The organism is Arthrobacter sp. MOO21, assembly GCF_057369995.2.
Map to the genome: position 1 here is coordinate 3,797,846 of NZ_CM170671.2, position 16,106 is coordinate 3,813,951.

Consider the following 16,106-nt stretch of genomic DNA (forward strand, 5'->3'; position numbering starts at 1 on the left):
TGACGGCCTGGTGTCCCAGCAGACGCTGGATTTCCAGCATGGCACAGCCGCCGGTGCGCCCGCGCGGTGATTAGGCTGTACCCGCCCAACTGCAACGGTAACGATATGAGCCCGATATGAAGTTGATACAAACCGTCCCTCATGCCAAGCGGACGGTCCGTGTCCGCCGCCGGGGAGCCGCGGGGCTCCCGCACTTCAACACCGGCGCGTCATCCGCCCCCGGTGCTTGCTGACGTAAGATAAATGGATCGCTGAACTTGGCGCCGTGCAGCGGCCGCCGGCGAAGCAAACGAAAACATATGCCGAACTTCGAGGGGACCACGGGCCTGCGGGCCAGCACCATGACTGAATCAGCAAACGGCAGGCGGCGGCTCAACACGGGCGAAGGCAGCCCGGGGGAATTTCCCCATTCCCTTCCCGGCATCCGCACTGAAGTTGTCCTTTTCGAGAACTCAGACCAGATGGTTCAATCCCTCGGCAGCCATGATGAGGCCTTGAGGTTCATCGAGGAGCAGTTTCCGGACGTCAACTTCCATGCGCGCGGCAACGAGCTTTCCATCAGCGGCCCCAGCAGTGATGTTCCCCGGATCATGCGGCTCCTCCAGGAAGTCCGCGGGCTGGTGGCCCGCGGCACGGTCATCACCCCGGCTGTCCTGCAGCAGCTCGCAGCGCTCCTGCGCACCCAGTCCCTGCAGAACCCGGTGGACGTGCTGACCCACGACATCCTCTCCAGCCGTGGCAGGACCATCCGTCCCAAAACGCTGAACCAAAAAAACTATGTCGACTCCATCGATGCCAACACGGTCATCTTCGGCATCGGCCCTGCCGGAACGGGCAAGACCTACCTCGCCATGGCCAAAGCTGTCCAGGCGCTGCAGCAAAAAGAGGTCAGCCGCATCATCCTTACCCGCCCGGCGGTAGAGGCGGGGGAGCGGCTGGGTTTCCTGCCGGGGACGCTGAGCGACAAGATCGACCCTTACCTGCGTCCGCTCTACGACGCCCTCCACGACATGATGGACCCGGAGTCCATCCCGCGGCTGATGGCCGCCGGCACCATCGAAGTGGCACCGCTGGCCTACATGCGCGGACGGACCCTCAATGACGCCTTTATCATCCTGGACGAGGCTCAGAACACTACGCCCGAGCAGATGAAGATGTTCCTGACGAGGCTCGGTTTCGGCTCCAAAATGGTGGTCACCGGGGACGTCACCCAGGTGGATCTGCCGTTCGGCACCCGGTCGGGGCTGCGCATCGTGGAGGAAATCCTGCAGGGCATAGAGGGCGTCAACTTCTCTGTCCTGGACGCCGCCGACGTCGTCCGGCACCGGCTCGTGGGGGACATCGTCAATGCCTACAGCCTCTGGGACGAAGTCCAGCGGAACAGGGTCAAGCACTCAGCAAGCAGGGAAAAGCGGGGGGAACACGCGTGAGCATTGAGGTGAACAACGAATCCGGTGTCCAGGTTGAGGAAGCCGAACTTGTTGCGTTGTCCCGTTACATCTTTGAACAGCTCTACATCCATCCCCAGGCCGAGCTGTCCATCCTCCTGGTGGACGAACCGGCGATGGAAAAGCTGCACATCGAGCTGATGGACGAACCGGGTGCCACCGATGTCCTGTCGGTGCCCATGGATGAGCTCACCCCGGGAACCCCCGACCGGCCCACGCCGCAGGGGATGCTGGGGGACATTGCGATCTGCCCGCAAGTTGCCAAGGTGCAGGCCAAAAACGCGGGCCACTCCCTGCAGGACGAAATGCTGCTTCTGACCACCCACGGGATCCTGCACCTGCTCGGCTACGACCATGCCGAACCGGAAGAAAAAGCGGAGATGTTCGGGCTCCAGCGGGAACTGCTGTCCGGCTTCACCGGCAAAGAAGCACCCGCCGAGACAACCCAGTGACGCAACTGCTCCTGGTCGCGATGGCATTGGTGTTCCTTGCCGTCGCGGCAGTGCTGACGGCAGCGGAAGCCGCTTTCAGTTTCCTTCCGCGCCACGACGCCGAACAGGCCCTGCTGAGAAGCCGCGGGACTGCCATGCGCCGGATCCTTGCCCAGCCGGTAGCCCACACGCGGGCACTGAGATTCTGGCGGGTCTGGTTCGAGATGGCTTCCGCAGTGGCCGTCGCGGTCCTCGTTTCAAGCCTGCTGGACAACGTCTGGCTGGCGGGACTGGTGGCCACCGGCATCATGGCGCTGCTGGGATTCGTCATCGTGGGTGTTTCGCCGCGCCAGATTGGGCGGCTCCATTCCACCGCCGTCGTCCGCTTCACGGCGCCCATGGTCCGCTTCCTGACAAGCATCCTCGGACCCATCCCCGGCTGGCTCGTGGCGCTGGGCAGCTCTGCAGCCCCCGGCGCGCCCGGGGGCGATGACGCATTCTTCAGTGAGCAGGAATTCCGTGAGCTCCTGGACCGGGCCAGCGAATCGGACATGATCGAGGACACCGAGGCGGAAATGATCCAGTCCGTGTTCGATTTCGGCGATACGCTCGTCCGCGCCGTCATGGTGCCGAGGACGGACATCGTCACCATTGACGCCGGCTCCAGCCTTCGCCAGGCCATGTCCCTGTTCCTGCGCTCCGGGTATTCCCGAATCCCCGTCATCAGCGAAAACACTGACCACATCCTGGGCATCATCTACCTCAAGGACGTTGCCGCCGCCATCCACCAGTTGGCTGCGGACGAGGAACAGCCGGTGGTGGAGGCCCTGGCCCGCGAAGTGCGGTACGTGCCCGAATCCAAGCCCGTCAGCGACCTCCTGCGGGAGCTCCAGAAGGAATCCACGCACGTGGCCATCGTGATCGACGAGTACGGTGGCACTGCCGGCCTGGTCACCCTTGAGGACCTGATCGAGGAAATTGTCGGGGAAATCGTCGACGAATATGACACCGAGAGCGCCGAAGCCGTAGCGCTGGGCGACGGCTCCTACCGTGTCAGCGCGCGGATGGGCATCGATGACCTTGGTGAGCTGTTCGATCTCGAGCTCGACGACGACGAGGTGGACACCGTGGGTGGCCTCCTCGCCAAGGCCCTGGGCCGTGTTCCCATCGTGGGAAGCAGCGTGGAAGTACAGGGCGTGTCGCTGCGCGCCGACAGGCTGGAAGGCCGCCGGAACCGGGTAAGCCACATCATTGCGGCGCCGGTGCCAAGAGTAGAGACTGACCTTGAAGGCCTCCTGGAAGAGGCCGAAGCAACCCAGCAGGGAGTTCCCCGTGAGCAAGAAAATTAAGGATGCAGCCGCCGAGGACTTCGGCGGTTTCCGCGCCGGTTTCTCGGTACTCGTCGGACGGCCCAACGCGGGCAAGTCCACGTTGACGAACGCGCTGGTCGGCAAGAAAGTGGCCATCACATCCGCGAAGCCGCAAACGACGCGCCACACCATCAGGGGCATCGTCCACCGCGAGGACGCCCAGCTGATCCTGGTGGACACCCCGGGCCTGCACCGCCCGCGCACCCTCCTCGGCAAGCGGCTCAATGACCTTGTCGCCGACACGCTGTCCGAGGTTGACGCCATCGGATTCTGCCTCCCGGCCAACGAAAAGATCGGCCCCGGCGACAAGTTCATCGCAGCGCAGCTCGCCGCGGTGGGACGCAAGCCTGTGGTGGCCATCGTGACGAAGGCGGACCTGGTGGACCGCCAGCAGCTCACGGAACAGCTCCTCGCCGTCGCCGAGCTCGGACGCGAAGTCATGGGGGAGGACGGCTGGAAGGACATCGTCCCTGTCTCGGCAACTGACGGCTTCCAGGTGGAAACGGTGGCCGACGTGCTGATCAGCCACATGCCGCCGTCGCCGCCGCTGTACCCGGACGGTGAACTGACGGACGAACCCGAAGCCGTGATGGTGGCGGAGCTGATCCGCGAAGCTGCGCTGGAAGGCGTCCGTGATGAACTTCCCCATTCCCTCGCCGTGGTGGTCGAGGAGATTGTTCCCCGGGAGGACCGGCCTGAGGACAATCCGCTGCTGGATGTGCGCGTTAACCTCTACGTCGAGCGACCCTCGCAAAAGGCCATCATCATCGGCAAGGGCGGGAGCAGGCTCCGCGAAGTGGGCACCAACGCCCGCAAGGGCATCGAAGCCCTCCTGGGCACGCGCATCTATCTTGACCTCCACGTCAAGGTGGCGAAGGACTGGCAGCGGGACCCCAAACAGCTCGTCAAACTGGGTTTCTAACACTTAGCGGCCCTCCTGGGGGCCAACCCCTTAATTTACAGACTGGACCACTAAAATGGACCGGATTCGTCTTTAGAGGAAGGTTCACCACGTGGGTCGAGGCCGCGATACACGCGACAACGAGGCTGATGTGCCTGCCGGACCGGGGCCCGTGTCCCGCCACGCGAGTGGCACCGGCCTGGGAGCGGCCCGCCATTTGGGCCCCTTCCGCGGGATGCCGGTGTGGTTAAAGGCCACCACCGCCGTGGTGGCAGTGGTTCTCGTGGCCGGCCTAGCCTTTGCAGGGTTCTGGCTCTTCCGTCTGCAGAACAACATCTCCAAGGCGCCGTTGAACGCCGGCGGCGAGGGCACGGAGTCCCCGGTGAGCGATGCCACGGGCCGGATGCAGATCCTGATCCTCGGTTCGGACACGCGTGATGGCAAGAACTCCGAATACGGAACGGCTGATGATTCCACTGGCTACGGCAAGTCGGACGTGATGATGCTGATGGACATCTCCGAGGACAACAAGCGCGTCAACGTCATCAGCTTCCCCCGTGACCTGCTGGTGGACATCCCCGATTGCAAGGACAGGAAGACCAACAAGGACTTCCCTGCCCGCACCGGGGTCATGATCAACGAGGCCATGAGCGAGGCGGGCATCGGCTGCGCCGTGGACACCGTCAACAAGCTCACGGGCATGCAGGTGGACCACTTCATGATGGCCGACTTCAACGCCGTGAAGGAACTTTCCAACGCGGTGGGGGGCGTGGAGGTCTGCATCAGCGACGCCGTCTACGATCCGGACTCCCGGCTGCGGCTGCCGGCGGGAACATCATCGGTCCAGGGAGAGATGGCACTTGCCTTCCTCCGCGCCCGCCATGCGTATGCCGACGGCGGCGACCTCGGCCGCATCAAGGCCCAGCAGAGCTTCCTGTCCTCGCTGACGCGGAAGATCAAGGACGAGGGCACGTTGTCCGACCCCGCCAAGATGCTGAAGATCGCTGACGTTGTCACCCAGAACCTCACGGTTGATGACGGGCTCGCTTCCATCCCCACACTGCTGACCATCGGTAACCGGCTCAAGGACATCGACATCAGCAAGGTGGCATTCGTGGCAGTCCCCACCACGCCCGCACCCGTCGACCCCAACCGGCTGGTGATCGCCGAACCCGCAGGCGCGCAGCTTTTTTCGGCCATGCGCAAGAATGTGGACCTGACGGACCCCACCGCTCCCACCACGCCGTCGCCCAGCGAAACGGCGGCGCCGTCGGCGGAGCCCACCGAAACCGCGACTCCCGCGCCCACCTACAACAAGGCCATCCAGCCCGTCACCGTCGCCAACGGAAGCGGCGTTGCGGGCCGCGCCCAGGAACTCGTCCAGGCTCTGGTAGCCGGCGGCTTCACCCAGACGGGCCAGTTCGTTGCTCAGCCCGTGGCCAAGACGGCGGTGTACTACGGAAACGGCTTCGCCGACGTTGCCGCCGACGTCGCAGCCCTGCTGGGCATTCCGGCAACCCTGATGATCCCGGCACCTGCCGTCACGGGCGTGCAGGTCTATGTTGGCAGCGACTTCACCACCGGGACCTCGTTCGGTGCAGGAGCCGGGGCCGGCGCAGCTGCCTTGCCGAAGGACATTGTCAACCAGACCGCCGGGGACAAGGTCTGCCAGCAGGCAAACCCGGACCTGATCGTGCGGCAGTAGCGGCGTCCAACCAGCCGGCGCATCCAAAAGCCCCTCAGTGCCAACCGGCGGCCTCAAACCGCCGCACACGGGACAGGCCCCGCCGTGCGGCGGGGCCTGTCCTGTATCCCGTTACCAGATGCTGACGCGCTCACCGGGAGGCATCCACATGCCATCTTCCTCGGTGACATCAAACGCCTCGTGGAACGGATCCAGGTTCCTCGCGATGGCGTTGGTCCTGAACTCGTTGGGGGAGTGGGGATCGGTGGCCAACCGGCGGATGGCCTCTTCCTGCCGGATGACCTGGCGCCACCCGGCGGCCCAGGAGGCGAAGAACCGCTGCTGCCCGGTGAGGCCGTCAATGACCTCCGGCTCCTTGCCGTCCAGGCTGATCCGGTAGGCCTTGTAGGCGATGGTGAGCCCCGCCAGGTCTCCAATGTTTTCGCCCAGGGTGAGGCGGCCGTTGACGTGGTGCCCTGGCGCGGCGCCAGGTGAGAGGGCGTCGTACTGTGCCACGAGCCGGGCCGTCAGGGCTTCGAAAGCCTGGCGGTCCTGGTCCGTCCACCAGTTGCGCAAGGCCCCGCCGCCGTCGAACTGTGAGCCCTGGTCATCGAAACCGTGACCGATCTCGTGCCCGATCACGGCGCCGATGCCACCGTAATTGACCGCATCGTCGGCCCCGGCCGTGAAGAACGGCGGCTGCAGGATTGCCGCCGGGAACACGATCTCATTCATCATGGGGTGGTAGTAGGCGTTGACCGTCTGCGGCGTCATCAGCCACTTGTTCCGGTCCACCGGCTTGCCCACCTCGTCAAGGTGCCTGTCGACGTCGGCGTTGTGCGCCCGTTCCACGTTGCCCAGGAGATCGCCGGGCTCAATCACCACCGCCGAGTAGTCAATCCACTCGTCGGGGTAGCCGATCTTGGCACGGAAGGCCTCAAGCTTCCGAAGTGCCTCCGCCTTGGTGTCCTCACCCATCCACGACACGTCCGTGATGCTGCGGCGGTAGGCCTCGATGAGATTCGCCACCAGGGTCTGCATCCGTTCCTTGTGCGTCTCCGGAAAATGCCGGGCAACGTAGATCTGTCCCACCGCCTCGCCCAGGGCGGCTTCCACTACCGCAACCCCGCGCTTCCACCGGTCCTTGTTCCGGGGGGTGCCGCTGATGGTGGTGCCGTAGAACGCAAAGCTGGCGTCCACGAACGCGGCGGACAAATACGGCGCCGCAGCGCTGACAACACGCATCGCCAGCCATTCCTGCCAGGTGGACAGCGGCACGGATTCGAGCAGCCCCGCGGCGCCGGCAAAGAAATCGGGGGTGCTCACAACGATCTCGGCGCGCTTGTCCTCAGCGATGCCGGCAGCCTCAAACCAGGTAGGCAGGAGCGGGAACATCGCGGCTGCCTCGTCCGCAGTCCGAAGGTTGTAGGTCTTTTGCGGATCGCGCAGGGTGACGTTGTCCCAATGGTGCGAGGCGAGCTTGGATTCCAGGTCCACAACACGGCCGGCTGCCCCGCGGGGATCCGGAAGCCCTGCCAGCCCGAACATCTTTTCCACGTGCGCCGTGTAGGCCGACACGATCGGGGCGAACTTCTCCTCGCGGTAATAGGACTCGTCCGGAAGGCCAAGGCCACCCTGTCCCGTGTAGAGCAGGACCCGGTCCGGGTTTCCGGCGTCCGGGGCAGGGTAGATGTAGAAGAGGCCTCCCACGTCCGCCCGGAACAGCCGGCCGGCGAGGGCCAGGAGGGCCGACGGGGAGCCGGTGGCGAGAACCTCCGCGAGCCGCTCCCGGATCGGCTCCATGCCTTTTCCTTCAACTGTTGCTTCGTCCATGAAGCTGTTGTAAAGGTCACCGATCTTCCGTTCGATGCCGCTGGCCTCCGCGCCTTTGGCGGCTGCTTCCTCGATGATGTCGCGGACCGCTATTTCCGACCCGTCACGGAGGGCGGTGAAGGTTCCTTCAAGGGGCCGGTCATCGGGAATTTCGGTCGCTTTCAGCCAGGCACCGTTGACGTGCTGGTAGAGGTCGTCCTGCGGCCGGACTGTGTGATCAAAGGTGGACAGGTCGATCCCCGATATGGGCACTGAAACTCCTTTTGCTGGGATGCCGCAGCCGGCCGAACACCGGGGGCGTCTGCATGCTGGACTTTACGGACGGTAGTGCCCTTTCATCTTACGCACCCGTGTTACCCTCAAAAGGTGCGTGCAGAGCTCCTTCTTCTTAGCTGCCGCGGCGAGGCCACAGGCGCGATCCAGCGCTAGGCCCACCCTCGCTGCGGAGTTTGTGTTGCCCGGCCACCCTTTCAAAGAAGAACCACAGAAAAGGCCCCGATAAGTAATGCGAAACGCACAGAAGCCCTCAGGAATGCCGTTCCACCGCTACACGCCCTTCCAGGACCAGATCAAGGTCGAACTGCCGGACCGCACGTGGCCGGACAAGGTCATCACCAAGGCGCCGCGCTGGTGCGCGGTGGACCTGCGTGACGGCAACCAGGCGCTGATCGACCCCATGAGCCCGGCCCGCAAAATGAAGATGTTCGACCTGCTGGTCCGCATGGGCTACAAGGAAATCGAGGTGGGCTTTCCGTCCGCGTCGCAGACGGACTTCGATTTTGTCCGCCAGCTCATCGAGGGCAACCACATCCCCGACGACGTCACCATCCAGGTGCTGACGCAGGCCCGCGAACACCTGATCGAGCGGACCTACGAATCCCTGGTCGGCGCCAAGCAGGCCATCGTCCACCTCTACAACTCCACCTCGGTGCTGCAGCGCCGCGTGGTCTTCAACCAGGACGAGGACGGAATCCTGGACATCGCCCTGCAGGGTGCACGCCTGTGCAAGAAGTACGAGGAAACCCTGGCGGACACGCACGTGACCTACGAGTACTCCCCGGAGTCCTTCACCGGCACCGAACTGGAGTACGCCGTGCGGGTCTGCAACGCCGTGGCCGACGTCTTCGAAGCCTCGGCGGACCGCCAGGTCATCATCAACCTCCCCGCCACCGTTGAAATGGCAACCCCCAACGTCTACGCCGATTCCATCGAATGGATGAGCCGGCACCTGCACCCCCGCGAGGGCATCATCCTGTCCCTGCACCCGCACAACGACCGCGGCACCGGCGTCGCGGCTGCCGAACTGGGCTACATGGCTGGAGCCGACCGCATCGAAGGCTGCCTTTTCGGCAACGGGGAACGTACCGGCAACGTGGACCTGGTAACCCTGGGCCTGAACCTGTTCGTGCAGGGCATCGACCCCATGATCGACTTCTCAAACATCGATGACATCCGCCGCACGGTGGAATACTGCAACCAGTTGCCGGTCCCCGAACGTTCCCCGTACGGCGGAGACCTCGTGTTCACCGCGTTCTCCGGTTCGCACCAGGACGCCATCAAGAAGGGCTTCGAAGCCTTGGAACGGGACGCCGCCGCAGCCGGCAAGGCCGTAGACGACTTCACCTGGCAGGTCCCGTACCTGCCGGTGGACCCCAAGGACCTCGGCCGCAGCTATGAGGCCGTGATCCGCGTGAATTCCCAGTCGGGCAAGGGCGGCGTCGCCTACCTGCTGAAGAACGAGCACAGCCTGGACCTGCCGCGCCGCGCCCAGATCGAATTCTCCGGTGTCATCCAGCGCCGCACGGACACCGTGGGCGGCGAGGTCAGCGGCGCCCAGCTCTGGCAGATCTTCCAGGACGAATACCTGCCCTCCGGCAAGGCTGACGGGCAGTGGGGCCGCTACTCCCTGGGCGGGGTCAAGACCGAAACGGATGACGACGGCGGCATGACGCTGCACGCCTCCCTCACCATTGACGGTGCCCAGGTCAGCCGCACCGGCACGGGCAATGGCCCGATTGCCGCCCTGCTGAACATCCTCCACGAGGACGGGGTTGACGTCCGCGTGCTGGATTACAGCGAGCACGCCCTGTCCGAGGGCGGCAACGCCATGGCGGCCGCCTACGTCGAATGTGCCGTGGGGGAGCGGGTCCTGTGGGGCGTCGGCATCGACGCCAACACCAGCATGTCCTCGCTGAAGGCCGTTATCTCGGCCGTGAACCGCGCCATCCGGGACGCCCAGTCCTGACATCCGTGAGCTGTGCCGCCGGTCCTGCCGGCGGTACAGCCGCATCGGCGGCAGCGAGGTGCCGGCCAGGATGGGAAGATAGAGCGTGGCCCAACACTCTTTTGCCTCCCGGGCGTACCGGGACGATGCTGTGGTGCTGCGCACCCACAAGCTGGGCGAGGCGGACAGGATCATCACCCTCCTGACAAAGCATCACGGCCAGGTCCGTGCCGTTGCCAAAGGAGTGCGGCGCACCAGCAGCCGTTTTGGGGCCCGGCTTGAACCGTTCATGGTGGCGGACCTGCAGCTGGTGTCAGGCCGGACGCTGGACATCGTCGCCCAGGCCGTGGCCAAAGGTGCGTACGGCGGCAGCATCGCGGCGGACTACGGCCGGTACACCGTTGCCGCGGCCATGACGGAAACGGCCGAAAAGCTCACGGACGTGGACGGGGAGGCAGGCACCGCCCAGTACAACCTGCTGGTGGGCGCCCTTGCGGCCTTGAGCCGCGACGAACACGCGCCCGGCCTCATCCTGGATTCATACCTGCTCCGTGCCTTGGCCACCGGTGGCTGGGCGCCCAGCTTCACCGACTGTGCCCGCTGCGGCCTGCCGGGTCCGCACTCGGCCTTCTCCGCCCCCTTCGGTGGAATGGTGTGTGGTGGCTGCCGGCCGCCCGGTTCACCGGCACCCGCCCCGGAAACAGTCTCCCTTCTGGCGGCATTGCTGACCGGAGACTGGGGGACGGCCGACGCGTCGCTTCACCAGCACCGGAAGGAAGCTGCGGGCCTGGTGGCTGCATACCTGCAATGGCATCTCGAACGAGTCCTGAAATCCCTCAAGCATGTGGAGCGTAACTGACAGTGGTCCTGGGGAAAAAGAACAGTCCTGCCCGCAAACGCACCCATCCTGTGCTGGCGCCTTACCCGCACCCGTCAGGTGCGGTGGCCCCGTCCATACCGGCCGAATTCATTCCGCGGCACGTCGCCATCGTGATGGACGGCAACGGCCGGTGGGCCAACCAGCGCGGCCTGCCGCGGATCGAGGGCCACAAGGCAGGGGAACCGGCCCTCCTGGACGTCATGGCCGGCGCCATCGAGCTGGGGATCGAATACGTCAGCGTATACGCCTTTTCCACGGAGAACTGGCGCAGGTCCCCGGAAGAGGTGCGCTTCCTGATGGGATTTAACAAGGATGTGCTGCGCCGCCAACGCAACCAGCTGGACGACTGGGGCGTCCGTGTCCGGTGGGCCGGGCGGCGCCCCCGATTGTGGGGCTCGGTCATCCGGGAGCTGGAGGAAGCGGAGGAGTTCACGGCCGCGAACACCACCTGTAATTTGACCATGTGTGTTAATTACGGCGGGCGCGCCGAGATCACCGATGCGGTCTCTGCGATTGCCGCCGACGTAGCTGCGGGCAAGCTGAAGCCGGGCGCCATCACCGAGCGCACCATCCAGAAATACCTCGATGAACCCGACCTGCCGGACGTGGACCTGTTCCTGCGCAGCTCCGGGGAGCAGAGGTTGTCCAACTTCCTGCTCTGGCAGTCTGCCTACGCGGAATTCGTCTTCATGGACACGCTGTGGCCGGACGTGGACCGGAGAACGCTCTGGGCCGCCGTCGAGGAATATGCCCGGCGGGACCGCCGGTACGGGGGTGCCGTCGATGCCGCGGCGCCGGCTGCGGACGCCGGGCCGGATACCTCCGGGGCTTAGCCTCACCGGCCCTCATGGGGGCTGGCTTCATGCGCTGCGCCGGGCGGCCCGCCGGCCAGGCTGCCGTAGGCGCCAAGCCAGCGGGCCAGGCGTGCGTAGGCGTCAGCGCGGACCGGGCCGGGGGAGAGGAAGACGTCGTGCAGGGCGCCGTCGATCCGTTCCACGGTGACGGTACGGCCCAACGTCAACGCGCGCACGCCAATGGTGTTGACGTCCAGGACGGCGTCGGTCCGCCGCATCTCCTCCGACCAGAGGAGCCCATTCGCACTCCCCTTGGACAGCAGGACAAGAATCGGCGCTTCGATCTCCAGTCCACGGGCCACCCGTGCGTGCCCGGCAAGTATTGCCCTCAGCCAGCCGGCACGCACGGGAAAGGCCATCGGCGGCCGGTAGCGCTCATCAAGCGGCCACTCACCGTCCGCGGCACTGCTGATGGTGCGCCAGTAGTGTCCCCGCTCGGGCAGGCGGAGGATTGCCTGGGGCCGGAACCGGGCCACGGGCCGCACCATGCTGGACGCGGCCCGGCGCACCAGCGAACTTCCATGCATCTCCAGCCACGGGCTGTTGAGGACCAGCTGGGACACGGTCCCGGGGTGGCGGCTCGTCCAGAGGGCAGCGACCAAGCCGCCGGTTGAATGGCCCATCAGGGTTACCGGGTCCGGGCCGCTTTCCCGGGCGATCAGGCGGCACGCCTCCTTGATCTCGGCGTCGTAGGCGGCAAGGTCAGCGACGTATCCGCCCGGTGATTCGGGGCGCAGGCTCCGTCCGTGGTTATGCATGTCCAATGCATAGAAGTCGTAGCCGGCCGCGGCCCAGAACCGCGCCAGATCCACGTTGAAGAAGTAGTCGCTCCAGCCGTGGAGGAACAACACGGCGCGGTGGCCGTGGGCGGGAGGGGGCTGGGCGCCGGCCGGACGGAGCCGGACCAGGGTGGCCGTGCGTTCCACTCCGTCGGACCCTCTCGCGGTGAAGGCGTGGGACTGGAACTCCCCGCCCAGGATGTCCGGCTGCCACTCCATGTCCTCATGCTAATCCGGCTGCAACCGGCGGTGCCGTGCCAGGACGAACGTTTTCGCTGCGCCGTTTTGGTTTGGAGCCCGCGAGACGGAAAACTAGTGCCATGCGCGTTTATCCCACTTTCTTCAGGCTTGCCTTTTCATGGATGGACGCAGAACGCGCCCACAAAATCGGATTCATGGGCATCAGGCTGGTGCATGCCTCGGGTGCCGGAAAGCTCCTGCAGAAGCTGACCGCCCCGGCCCCGTCGTTGCAGACCACGGCGTTCGGTGTGACTTTTCCGTCGCCGTTCGGGCTGGCCGCCGGGTTCGACAAGGAAGGGCACGGCATCGAGGCCCTGACGGAACTGGGGTTCGGCCACGTAGAGGTGGGCACCATCACCGGGCAGGCCCAGCCGGGAAACGACAAGCCGCGTCTCTTCCGCCTGGTCCAGGACCGCGCGGTCATCAACCGGATGGGATTCAATAACGACGGCGCCTCCGCAGTCGCGCCGCGCCTGAAGGCAGCGCGCGCGGCACTTCAGCGCAGGTACCCCGGCGTGCGGCCGGTCATCGGCGTCAACATCGGCAAGACAAAGGTCGTGGAGCTCGCCGACGCAGTGGATGACTACCTCATCAGCGCACGCAGCCTGGCCCCCGCCGCCGACTACCTGGTGGTCAACGTCAGCTCGCCCAACACCCCCGGGCTACGGCTGCTCCAGGATGTTGAAACCCTCCGCCCGCTGCTCACCGCGGTGGGCGAGGAGGCGGACCGTGCCGCCGGACGGCATGTGCCCCTGCTGGTGAAGATCGCCCCGGACCTCAGTGACGAGGACATCGACGACGTCGCCAGGCTTGCGCTGGACCTGAAGCTGGATGGCATCATCGCCACGAACACCACGATCGCCAGGACCGGGCTGGTTTCACCGGCGGCTGACGTGGAGAAGTGCGGGGCGGGTGGGCTGTCCGGGGCGCCGCTGAAACAGCGCTCCCTCGAGGTCCTGCAGCGGTTGAAGAAAGCCACGGGCGACCAGCTGGTTCTCGTGGCAGTGGGCGGGGTGGAGTCGGCACAGGATGTCCAGGACAGGCTGGATGCCGGCGCCACCCTGGTCCAGGGCTACACGGCCTTCCTGTATGAGGGGCCGTTCTGGGCGGCCCGGATCAACCGGCAGCTGGCGAAGAACCGCCGCGCCTGAGAATGCACAACGAGCCCCGGCGGTACTACCGCCGGGGCTCGTTTTTCAATGCTGCCGGGATTCTTTCCCGGGAGGACGTCAGGCCGGGTACTGTCCGCGCTTCACCTGGGGCTTGGGCAGGCGCAGTTTGCGGAACTGCAGGGAACGCATGGAGCCGTACCACACGGTGCCGCGCTCCACCTCGCCGAATTTTTCCGCCAGCCGCTTCCGGAGCTTGCGGGAGAGGATGAAGGCGTCGACGAACACTGCCAGGAACATGACCCAGAAAGCGCCCAGGACGTAGATCATCATGTCGCTGGAAGCCGGGACCACCAGGGACACCAGCACGAAGACCAGGGCGCCGAACATCAGGTACTCACCAAGGTTGAAGCGCGCATCCACGTAATCGCGGGCAAACCGCTTCTGGGGACCCTTGTCCCGCAGCGGCAGGAACTTCTCGTCGCCGGTGTCCAGCGCACGGCGCATCTTCAGGCGCTGGTCCTGGACGGCCTGGCGTTCGGCAGCCTTGGAGGCCTTGCGGTCCTCGGGCACCAGCGGGCGCTTGCGGGCAGCCTCCTGGGCCTTGCGGGTGGGAGTGGGTGCGCCTTTGCCTGCGGAGCTGCCCTGCCGGGCCGCCGCCTCTGGAGCTTGCTGGTCTACTGTTGCCTGCGCCGAGGGCGCTTCTTTTCTACGTCCGAACACCTGAACAGAATACCTTGCGGAGGGCGGCCGGCGGCCTGCGTCCAGCCCGCCTTCAGCTGCGGCGCAATGTGACGCGGGTAATGTTTTCGCCATGACTTCATCATCGGCGGACACCCCGCGCAATTCCCCGGGCCCTTCAGGCTCCCGTTCCGACGGAACCCGGGCGGACGACCTTCGCTCGGCCGTGGACCGTTCCTTTGACCAAACCCTCGCCCAGCTGAAGGAACTGGTTGCCATCCCCGGCATCGCCTGGCCGAGCTTTGACCGGGCCCCGCTCGAGCAAAGCGCCGAGGCCGTCGCCGGCCTGCTGCGGGCAGCCGGACTTGCCGACGTGCAGATCCTGGCCTGCAACAAGCCGGACGGCACGCCGGGCGGGCCCGCCGTCGTCGCCCGCCGCCCTGCTGCTCCGGGCAAGCCGACCATCCTGCTCTACGCACACCACGACGTCCAGCCCGTGGGCGACGAATCCCTCTGGAATTCGGAGCCGTTTGCCGCCGTGGAAAAGGACGGCCGGCTCTACGGGCGCGGCGCGGCCGATGACAAAGCCGGCATCATGGCGCACGTGGCTGCCTACGCGGCCGTTTCGGAGGTCCTCGCCGGTTCCCTGGGGTTGGGCGTGACCTTCTTCATCGAGGGGGAGGAGGAGGCGGGGTCGCCGACTTTCCGGCCCTTCCTGGAAGCGAACCGCGAACTGCTCCGGGCCGACGTCATCGTCGTCGCCGACTCGAGCAACTGGAAGGTGGGGATTCCGGCCCTGACCACCAGCCTGCGCGGCCTCGTGGACGGCGTCATCGAGGTGCAGGTCCTGGAGCATGCCGTCCACTCCGGCATGTACGGCGGACCGGTCCTGGACGCGCCAACCCTGCTGTCCCGCCTGATCGCCACGTTCCACGACGACGAGGGGAACGTTGCCATCGAAGGACTCGTGGCTACGGATTCGGCCGCCGTCGACATGCCCGAGGCCGACTACCGGGCTGACGCTTCCGTGCTGGACGGTGTGCGCCTGGCCGGGTCGGGGAACATAGCGTCGCGGCTGTGGACCAAGCCTGCGTTGTCGATCATAGGGTTCGACGCGCCTGCCGTAGAGGTTGCATCCAACACCCTGCTGCCGCGCGCCCGGGCCAAATTCAGTCTCCGGCTGGCGCCCGGCCAGGTGCCTGCCGACGCCATGGAAGCGGTCCGCCGGCACGTGGAAGCCAACGCGCCCTTCGGTGCCAAAGTCGTCTTCACGCCGGGGGAGGCCGGCAACCCGTTCCAAACGGATACCTCATCCGCTGCCGCAGTGCTGGCCATGCGGGCGCTGGGGGAGGCATGGGGCGTCCCGGCCGTGGAAACCGGAATTGGCGGCTCCATACCGTTCATCGCGGATCTGACGGAGCTGTATCCCGATGTCCAGATCCTGGTGACCGGTGTCGAGGACCCTGACTCCAGGGCCCACAGCGCCAACGAATCCCTGCATATCGGCGATTTCCGCAACGCGATCCTGGCCGAGGCACTGCTTCTGGCCGGGCTGAATGACGAAGGGCTCTGAATCAGCGTCCTGAACATGCGCTTCCAGGGAACAACCGGGAGACTTTGCGGGTTACGTCAGCAGTTAGAGCTACAGGACTGCCGCGCGTAGCATGTAGCT

The 16,106-nt window shown here is 65.7% G+C and carries 13 protein-coding genes; 10 read left to right on the forward strand and 3 right to left on the reverse strand.

Features of this window, described 5'->3' with window-relative positions:
• Positions 1–341: 341 nt before the first annotated feature.
• From AC2JAJ_RS17685 to AC2JAJ_RS17705, 5 genes are all read left to right on the forward strand, one after another.
• Entirely contained in the window at positions 342–1,430 is a 1,089-nt protein-coding gene (locus tag AC2JAJ_RS17685; RefSeq protein WP_221384942.1) for a PhoH family protein, read from the forward strand.
• On the forward strand, positions 1,427–1,900 hold the full coding sequence (gene ybeY / locus AC2JAJ_RS17690) for an rRNA maturation RNase YbeY (protein WP_221384949.1): 474 nt from the start codon (positions 1,427–1,429) through the stop codon (positions 1,898–1,900). The genes AC2JAJ_RS17685 and ybeY overlap by 4 nt, the downstream gene beginning before the upstream one ends.
• Positions 1,897–3,228, forward strand: coding sequence for a hemolysin family protein (locus tag AC2JAJ_RS17695; RefSeq protein WP_486415014.1), 1,332 nt, complete (start codon positions 1,897–1,899; stop codon positions 3,226–3,228). Before ybeY ends, AC2JAJ_RS17695 begins: the two co-directional genes overlap by 4 nt.
• Positions 3,212–4,171, forward strand: coding sequence for a GTPase Era (era, locus tag AC2JAJ_RS17700; protein WP_486415013.1), 960 nt, complete (start codon positions 3,212–3,214; stop codon positions 4,169–4,171). Before AC2JAJ_RS17695 ends, era begins: the two co-directional genes overlap by 17 nt.
• A gap of 91 nt (positions 4,172–4,262) precedes the next feature.
• Positions 4,263–5,855, forward strand: coding sequence for an LCP family protein (locus AC2JAJ_RS17705; protein WP_486415012.1), 1,593 nt, complete (start codon positions 4,263–4,265; stop codon positions 5,853–5,855).
• Between the two features lie 111 nt (positions 5,856–5,966).
• Here AC2JAJ_RS17705 and AC2JAJ_RS17710 read toward each other — a convergent pair whose 3' ends face one another.
• Positions 5,967–7,919, reverse strand: a complete 1,953-nt coding sequence (locus AC2JAJ_RS17710; protein WP_486415011.1) for a M13 family metallopeptidase — start codon at positions 7,917–7,919, stop codon at positions 5,967–5,969.
• Between the two features lie 253 nt (positions 7,920–8,172).
• On the opposite strand from AC2JAJ_RS17710, the gene leuA reads away from it, so the two are divergent.
• From leuA to AC2JAJ_RS17725, 3 genes are all read left to right on the forward strand, one after another.
• The gene (leuA, locus tag AC2JAJ_RS17715; protein ID WP_221384957.1) at positions 8,173–9,912 is read left to right on the forward strand and encodes a 2-isopropylmalate synthase; all 1,740 of its coding nucleotides are present in this window, start codon (positions 8,173–8,175) and stop codon (positions 9,910–9,912) included.
• An 85-nt stretch (positions 9,913–9,997) separates the two neighbouring features.
• The gene (recO, locus tag AC2JAJ_RS17720) at positions 9,998–10,750 is read left to right on the forward strand and encodes a DNA repair protein RecO (protein ID WP_486415010.1); all 753 of its coding nucleotides are present in this window, start codon (positions 9,998–10,000) and stop codon (positions 10,748–10,750) included.
• A gap of 2 nt (positions 10,751–10,752) precedes the next feature.
• Entirely contained in the window at positions 10,753–11,604 is an 852-nt protein-coding gene (locus AC2JAJ_RS17725; RefSeq protein ID WP_486415009.1) for an isoprenyl transferase, read from the forward strand.
• Positions 11,605–11,606: 2 nt separating this feature from the next.
• On the opposite strand, the gene AC2JAJ_RS17730 is transcribed toward AC2JAJ_RS17725, so the two are convergent.
• Complete coding sequence (locus AC2JAJ_RS17730; RefSeq protein WP_486415008.1) at positions 11,607–12,623, reverse strand: alpha/beta hydrolase; 1,017 nt, start codon at positions 12,621–12,623, stop codon at positions 11,607–11,609.
• Positions 12,624–12,724: 101 nt separating this feature from the next.
• Between AC2JAJ_RS17730 and AC2JAJ_RS17735 the strand changes: the two genes are divergently transcribed.
• Positions 12,725–13,795, forward strand: coding sequence for a quinone-dependent dihydroorotate dehydrogenase (locus AC2JAJ_RS17735; RefSeq protein WP_501053229.1), 1,071 nt, complete (start codon positions 12,725–12,727; stop codon positions 13,793–13,795).
• Positions 13,796–13,873: 78 nt separating this feature from the next.
• On the opposite strand, the gene AC2JAJ_RS17740 is transcribed toward AC2JAJ_RS17735, so the two are convergent.
• The gene (locus tag AC2JAJ_RS17740) at positions 13,874–14,476 is read right to left on the reverse strand and encodes a DUF3043 domain-containing protein (RefSeq protein ID WP_221384972.1); all 603 of its coding nucleotides are present in this window, start codon (positions 14,474–14,476) and stop codon (positions 13,874–13,876) included.
• Positions 14,477–14,567: 91 nt separating this feature from the next.
• Between AC2JAJ_RS17740 and AC2JAJ_RS17745 the strand changes: the two genes are divergently transcribed.
• Positions 14,568–16,007, forward strand: a complete 1,440-nt coding sequence (locus tag AC2JAJ_RS17745; RefSeq protein WP_501053230.1) for a M20/M25/M40 family metallo-hydrolase — start codon at positions 14,568–14,570, stop codon at positions 16,005–16,007.
• Positions 16,008–16,106: the final 99 nt, after the last annotated feature.

Excerpts from the sequence above, each read along its gene's own strand:
- AC2JAJ_RS17735 (WP_501053229.1), top strand. The coding sequence starts at position 12,725 with ATGCGCGTTTATCCCACTTTCTTCAGGCTTGCCTTTTCATGGATGGAC.
- AC2JAJ_RS17730 (WP_486415008.1), bottom strand. The coding sequence starts at position 12,623 with ATGGAGTGGCAGCCGGACATCCTGGGCGGGGAGTTCCAGTCCCACGCC.
- AC2JAJ_RS17685 (WP_221384942.1), top strand. The coding sequence starts at position 342 with ATGACTGAATCAGCAAACGGCAGGCGGCGGCTCAACACGGGCGAAGGC.
- leuA (WP_221384957.1), top strand. The coding sequence starts at position 8,173 with ATGCGAAACGCACAGAAGCCCTCAGGAATGCCGTTCCACCGCTACACG.
- AC2JAJ_RS17745 (WP_501053230.1), top strand. The coding sequence starts at position 14,568 with ATGACTTCATCATCGGCGGACACCCCGCGCAATTCCCCGGGCCCTTCA.